This window comes from Roseomonas rosulenta, assembly GCF_016106005.1.
Lineage (GTDB): Bacteria > Pseudomonadota > Alphaproteobacteria > Acetobacterales > Acetobacteraceae > Neoroseomonas > Neoroseomonas rosulenta.
This window is the reverse complement of record NZ_JACADR010000244.1, coordinates 1-6,798: the sequence shown is the minus strand read 5'-3', so window position 1 is coordinate 6,798 and position 6,798 is coordinate 1. Positions and strand designations below refer to the sequence as shown.

Sequence of the window (6,798 nt, the reverse complement as noted above, 5' to 3'; positions counted from 1 at the left end):
CGGCCTCGCCCTGGACGGGCTGTGGCTGGAGGCGCCGCTGCCCGTGCTGCGCGCGCGCATCGCCGCGCGGCGCGACGATGCCTCGGACGCCGACGAGGCCGTGCTGCTGCGCGCCGCCGCCGCCGATCCGGGCGAGATCGCCTGGCGGCGCATCGACGTGACGACGCGCGGCGAGGACGCCGCGCGCGCCGCCCTTGGCATCGAGGGCTGATTCCTGTGCTAGGCTTCCCTCCGCAGGGAAGAGACGACAAGACGAACCGCGGTTGGGGAGACTGAGACCATGGCCTATCGCCGCCTGCTGCTGCCGCTGACCGGCACCGCTTCGGGAGAAGCGGCGCTCGCTACCGCGCTCATCGCCGCGCGCGCCTGGGGCGCGCATGTGCATTGTCTGCATGTGCGCGTCGATGCGCGCGACGTCGCCCCGCTCGCGGGCGAGGGCCTGTCGGGTGCGATGATCGAGGAGATGATGGCCGCGACCGAACGCGAGAGCGGCGAGCGCGCCGATCGCGTGAAGGCGCTGTTCGACCGCTTCACCTCGGGCCTGGGTGGCGTGACGCTGGCCGACAACCCCGACACCGCCGCCAAGACCGAGGGCCCGACCCTGTCCTTCGAATCCATCCCCGGCCGGGAGGAGGACGTGGTGGCGCAGCAGTCGCGCCTGTACGACATGGCCGTGGTGCCGCACCCCGAGGCGGGCGAGGACGTGTCGTCCTCCGACGCGCTGCACGCCATCCTGTTCGATTCCGGCCGCCCGGTGCTGATCGCCCCGCGCGTCGCGCCGCCCGACATCGGCACGCGGGTCTGCGTCGCCTGGAATGGCACGGCAGAGAGTGCCGCCGCCGTCGCCGCCGCGCTGCCCTGGCTGCACAAGGCATCGGCCGTGCGCATCCTGGCCTCGGACGAATACCAGCGGCGCGGGCCGAAGGCCGAGGGCATCCAGGCCTATCTGCGCTGGCACGGCATCCAGGCCGAGATCACCCTCTTCAAGCCGGCCACGCGGGAAGTGGGCGCGGGGCTGCTCGGCGCGACGCGCGACTTCGGGGCCGACCTGCTGACCATGGGCGCCTATTCGCATTCGCGGCTGCGGCAGCTGATCCTGGGCGGTGTCACGCGCCACGTGCTGGAGAATGCCGAGATTCCCGTGATGATGTGCCGCTGACCGGGGCATCATCACCGGCCTGAATGGACGCGATCAGGCCGGCCGCGTGGCGCGGGCCGGCGCGGCCGCCTATCTCCCGCTGCAACAGGCGCGGACCCGCGCGCCGCAGACGGAGCAAGGCACCATGATCGACGTGCGACCCTTTTCGAGCCTCGGCAAGGCGAAGTTCGGCTGGCTCGACGCCAACCACCACTTCTCCTTCGGCCACTACATGGACCCGCAGCGCATGGCCTGGGGCAGGCTGCGCGTGTGGAACGACGACGAGATCGCGCCGGGCACCGGCTTCGACCCGCACCCGCACCGCGACATGGAGATCATCACCTATGTCCGCGAGGGAGCGATCACCCACAAGGACAACATGGGCAACGAAGGCCGCACTGAGGCCGGCGACGTCCAGGTGATGAGCGCGGGCACCGGCGTGGTCCATGCCGAGTACAACCTCGAACCCGGCAAGACCACGCTGTTCCAGATCTGGATCATGCCCGACCGCCGCGGCGCCAAGCCCTCCTGGGGGGCCAAGAAGTTTCCCAAGGAGAAGCGCGAGGCGGGGTTCGACGTGCTGGCCTCGGGCCGGACGCAGGATGAAGGCAACGGCGCGCTGCCGATCAACGTGGACGGCGCGGTGCTCGCCACCACGCTGAAGAAGGGGCAGACGCTGGTGCAGCCCCTCGGCGAAGGGCGCGCTGCCTACATCGTGCCGGCCCGCGGCGCGGTCACGGTGAACGGCGTCGCGGCGCAGGCGCGCGACGGCATCGCCATCCGCGACGAGCGCGAATTCGCCATCACGGCGACCGAGGATGCGGAGCTGGTGATGGTGGAAGTCGCCGCCGACTGAAGGCGGCCGCCTTGCCGCTGCGGGCTGTGCGCCCGGCGATCCCGCCGGGCGCACCGCGCGCGGGTCCTGCGTCGCGGATGCGCGCCGCCAGTCTCCGCTTGACGCCGCGGCCGGGCGCGGCGGACCCTTCTCCAGCGGGAGCGCAACGGACGCTTCCGCCATGAGGGAGGACGCGCCATGCGCCGCACCGGCATCGCGATCGGGGCTGTTCTCCTGACGGCCGCGCTGGGCCTCGGGACTCCGGCCATCGCCCAACCGGCGCCCGCGCCGCCGCAGTACCAGGTGGACCCCTTCTGGCCGAAGCCGCTGCCCAACAACTGGCGCATCGGCCAGGCGGCCGGCGTCGCGGTCGATGCGCGCGACAACATCTGGGTCATCCATCGCCCGCGCACCCTGACCGAGGATGAACGCGGCGCGACGCTGACCCCGCCGCGCTCCGAATGCTGCATCCCCGCCCCCTCGGTCATCCAGTTCGACCCGGACGGCAACGTGATCCGCGCCTGGGGCGGGCCGGGCCACCACCCCTCCTGGCCCGAGAACGAGCACGGCATCAGCATCGACCACGAGGGCAATGTCTGGATCGGCGGCAACGGCACGAACGACCATGTGCTGCTGAAGTTCACGCCCGAAGGCCGCTTCCTGATGCAGATCGGCCGCTACCGCGAGACCGGCGGCAGCAACGACACCACGCGGCTCGGCCGCCCCGCGGATGTCGAGGTCGATCCCGAGAATGGCGAGATCTTCGTCGCCGACGGCTACCAGAACCGCCGCGTCATCGTCTTCGACGCCGCCGGCAACTACCGCCGCCACTGGGGCGCCTATGGCAGCCCGCCGGGACCCGACGCACCGCTGCCGGCCTATCGCCCCGGGCAGCCGCCGGCCGACACCTTCCGCAACCCCGTCCATTGCGTGCGCCTGGCGCGCGACGGCCTGGTCTATGTGTGCGACCGCGGCAATGACCGCATCCAGGTGTTCCGCCGCGATGGCACCTTCGTGCGCGAGATCTTCGTCGCCACCGACACGCTGGGCAGCGGTTCGGTCTGGGACATCGAGCTGTTCCCGGATGCAGGCCAGACCACGCTGTTCGCCGCCGACGGCTCGAACAACACGGTCTGGCTGATGTCGCGGCAGGAGGGCACCGTCACTGGCCGCTTCGGCCGCGCCGGGCGCAATGCCGGCGAGTTCCACTGGGTCCACAACATGGCCGGCGACAGCCGCGGCAACCTCTACACGACCGAGGTGGACACCGGAAAACGCGCGCAGCGCTTCCGCCTGGTGACGCCGCTGCCGCCGGCACGCTGAACGGCAGCGCAAACCCCACCGCCGAGACCGCGGCGCCGCCGCAGACCGAAAGGCCCGCCCCACCCATGCCCAGCCTGCCCGACGGCACGACCATCCCCGCCCTCGGCCAGGGCACCTGGCACATGGGGGAAGGCGCACGGTCGCGCGCAGAGGAAGCCGACGCGCTGCGCGTCGGCCTCGACCTCGGCATGACGCTGATCGACACCGCCGAGATGTACGCCGAGGGCGGCGCCGAGGAAGTGGTCGGCGACGCCATCGCCGGGCGGCGGGACGAGGTCTTCCTCGTCAGCAAGGTCTACCCGCACAACGCATCGCGCCGCGGCGTCATCGCCGCCTGCGAACGCAGCCTGAAGCGCATGCGCATCGAGACCATCGACCTGTACCTGCTGCACTGGCGCGGCTCTCACCCGCTGAGCGAAACCGTGGAGGCCTTCGACGCGCTGAAACACGCCGGCAAGATCCGCCACTGGGGCGTGTCCAACTGCGATATGGACGACCTCGAGGAACTCGGCCCCGCCCTGGCCGACTGCGCCACCGACCAGGTGCTCTACAGCCTCGAGCACCGTGGCATCGAGTTCGACCTGCTGCCCTTCTGCGCCAGGCACCGCATCCCGGTCATGGCCTATTCGCCCGTCGGCCAGGGCGGCAAACTCCTGCGCCACCGCGCCCTGCACGAAGTCGCCGCCCGACACGGCATCACGCCAGCGCAGGTCGCCATCGCCTGGACCCTTCGCGACCCCAACATCGTCAGCATCCCCAAGGCATCCGACCCGACCCACATCCGCCAGAACGCCGCCACCCGCGACATCCGGCTGACACCCGCCGACCTCGCAACCCTCGACGCCGCCTTCGCACCACCGACACGCAAACGCGGGCTGGCGATGCTGTAGGGCGTGCGTCGCGCGGGGGAGGGCTTTGCCCTCCCCCGGAACCCCCACCCACCAAGGGCCTAAGGGCCCCTGGACCCATCGACTTGTTCGGGGGAACTGGGGAGGGGCATGGCGGCCCTTTGGCGTCGGTGGTTCCGGCGATGCCCCTCCCCAATTCCCCCGATTGAGATCCGCGATCCAAGGGGCCGTTGCCCCTTGGTTGGGGGAGGTCCGGAGGGGGGCAAAGCCCCTCTCCGGCGCGCCCGCCCCGTCCTACCGGAACACCGGCACCGCGTTGTCGTCCTGTTGTGGTGGTGGCGGTGCGTCGATGGTCACGCTGGCCGGGTCCACGCCGGTGCCGCGGTCGAGCCAGTAGGTCACGCTTTCCGGCCAGGCGATGACGATGGCGACCAGCAGCAGCTGCAGGAACAGCCACGGCACGGCGCCCCAGTAGATGTCGCGGCTCAGCACTTCCTTCGGCGCGATGCCGCGCAGGTAGAACAGCGCGAAGCCGAAGGGCGGGTGCATGAAGGATGTCTGCATGTTGATGCAGAGCAGCACGCCGAACCACACGAGGTCGATGTCGAGCTTGGCCGCGACCGGGGCCAGCAGCGGCACCACGATGAAGGCGATCTCGAAGAAGTCGAGGAAGAAGGCCAGGAAGAAGATGAAGACGTTGACGAACACCAGGAAGCCGGTCTGCCCGCCCGGCAGGTGGGAGAGCAGGTGTTCGATCCAGTGCGAGCCTTCCACGCCCTGGAACACCAGCGAGAAGACGGTGGCGCCGATCAGGATGAAGATCACCATGGCGGTGATGCGCATGGTGTTGGCCATGGCTTCGCGCAGCAGCCGCCAGGTGAAGCGCCCGTTCATCATGGCGAGCACCACGGCGCCGACGGCGCCCATCGCACCTGCCTCGGTGGGGGTGGCGAGGCCCATGAAGATCGTGCCGAGCACGAGGAAGATCAGCACGATCGAGGGCACCATGCCCTTCATCACGCGCCACCACAGCCCCCAGCCGCGCGGCACCAGGGCCTCGGGCGGCAGGGGTGGGACCTTGTGGGGTGCGAAGAACGACACCGCCGCGATGAAGCCCATGAAGAGCAGGATCTGCAGGACGGATGGCCCGATCGCCCCGGCATACATGTCGCCGACCGACTTGCCGAGCTGATCGCCCAGCACGATCAGCACCAGCGATGGCGGGATGACCTGCGTGATGGTGCCCGAGGCCGCGATCACGCCGGTCGCGATGCGCATGTCGTAGCCGTAGCGCATCATGATGGGCAGCGAGATCATGCCCATGGCGATGACCGAGGCAGCGACGGTGCCGGTGATGGCGCCGAGCACCGCGCCCACCAGGATCACGGCATAGGCGAGCCCGCCTGGCACCTTGCCGAACAACTGCCCGGTGCCTTCCAGCAGGTCTTCGGCCAGGCCGCAGCGTTCCAGGATGGCGCCCATCAGGGTGAAGAACGGGATCGCCAGCAGCAGGTCGTTGGACAGGATGCCGAAGACGCGCAGCGGCAGGTTGCCCAGGTAGGCGGTGGTGAAGAAGCCCAGTTCGATCGACAGGAAGCCGAAGAACAGCCCGACCGCGGACAGGCTGAAGGCCACCGGGAAGCCCAGCAGCAGGAACAGCACCAGCCCGCCGAACATCAGCGGCGGCATGATCTCCATCGAAGGCATCACTGCTCCGGGCGCTGGTATTCGTCGAGCCGCACGAGGGCCGGGTCCATGCCGCGCAGGGCGGCGATGCGCTTCACCAGTTCCGAGAGCCCCTGCAGGCTGACCAGCGCGAAGCCCAGCGGCAGCAGGATCTTGACCGGCCAGCGCAGCAGCCCGCCGGCATTGGCGGAGGTCTCCCCGCGCATCCAGGAATCGACGAAGAAGGGCCAGGTCATCCAGGCCAGCAGCAGCATCGCCGGCATCAGGAAGAAGATGATGCCGAAGACGTCGATCCAGAGCTTCGTGCGCGGCCCGACCCAGCCATAGACCAGGTCCACCCGGACATGCTCGTTGCGCTTGAGGGTATAGGCGGCGCCGAGCATGACGGTACCGGCAAACAGGTACCACTGCACCTCGAGCCAGGCGTTGGATGACAGCGACAAGCCGTAGCGCATCGCGGCATTGCCCGCGCTGATCGCGCAGGCCGAGAGCACGAGCCAGTCGGCCACGCGGCCGAACAGCGCGTTCATCGCGTCCACGCCGCGGCTGAAGCCGAGCAGCGCGTGCATCTAACGGGCGTCCGGGCCGCGCTGCGGCCGGTCCTGGCGGCGCATGGCGCGCGAGCCTCCGTGCGATTGGCCCCCAAGTGAGGCGGCGCCGCGTCTAGCGCGGTTTGCCATCGGTCGGAAGGGGCATCGGTCCGCGGCGGGTTTGGCGCCGGCGGAACGGTCCGCGCCCGGTGGCCGCGCAGGCTGGCCCCGGCGCCGCGCGGGGGCCTATCCTGCCGGCGTGACTCGATGCTCCCGGCCGTGTTGACGGTCCTCGCCCTGCTGGTCGGTGCCCTGGCTGTGCTGGGGGCGGCCGCTTGGCCGCTGGCCCGCTCGGCCGCCGGGGCGCGGGCGGTGCATGGCGCGGTGGCGGTGGCGGGGCTGCTGCTGGCGGCGGGTGGGCTGGCCGGGCTGCTGGGC

The 6,798-nt window shown here is 70.5% G+C and carries 6 protein-coding genes and 1 pseudogene; 5 read left to right on the top strand and 2 right to left on the bottom strand.

The window, feature by feature from the left end; genetic code table 11:
- The 5 genes and pseudogenes from HW578_RS20900 to HW578_RS20880 all read left to right on the top strand — a co-directional run.
- Positions 1-211, top strand: a pseudogene (locus HW578_RS20900) (AAA family ATPase); the annotation flags it as partial.
- Between the two features lie 69 nt (positions 212-280).
- Complete coding sequence (locus HW578_RS20895; RefSeq protein WP_198372647.1) at positions 281-1,159, top strand: universal stress protein; 879 nt, start codon at positions 281-283, stop codon at positions 1,157-1,159.
- Positions 1,160-1,283: 124 nt separating this feature from the next.
- Positions 1,284-1,994, top strand: a complete 711-nt coding sequence (locus HW578_RS20890; protein ID WP_198372646.1) for a pirin family protein — start codon at positions 1,284-1,286, stop codon at positions 1,992-1,994.
- A 177-nt stretch (positions 1,995-2,171) separates the two neighbouring features.
- The gene (locus tag HW578_RS20885; RefSeq protein WP_198372645.1) at positions 2,172-3,296 is read left to right on the top strand and encodes an NHL repeat-containing protein; all 1,125 of its coding nucleotides are present in this window, start codon (positions 2,172-2,174) and stop codon (positions 3,294-3,296) included.
- A gap of 65 nt (positions 3,297-3,361) precedes the next feature.
- Complete coding sequence (locus HW578_RS20880) at positions 3,362-4,186, top strand: aldo/keto reductase (protein ID WP_198372644.1); 825 nt, start codon at positions 3,362-3,364, stop codon at positions 4,184-4,186.
- A 252-nt stretch (positions 4,187-4,438) separates the two neighbouring features.
- Here HW578_RS20880 and HW578_RS20875 read toward each other — a convergent pair whose 3' ends face one another.
- Both HW578_RS20875 and HW578_RS20870 read right to left on the bottom strand, forming a co-directional pair.
- Positions 4,439-5,842, bottom strand: coding sequence for a TRAP transporter large permease (locus HW578_RS20875; RefSeq protein ID WP_456308291.1), 1,404 nt, complete (start codon positions 5,840-5,842; stop codon positions 4,439-4,441).
- Between the two features lie 8 nt (positions 5,843-5,850).
- Positions 5,851-6,399: a TRAP transporter small permease subunit gene (locus HW578_RS20870; protein WP_198372642.1), complete on the bottom strand. Its 549-nt coding sequence runs from the start codon at positions 6,397-6,399 to the stop codon at positions 5,851-5,853.
- Positions 6,400-6,798: the final 399 nt, after the last annotated feature.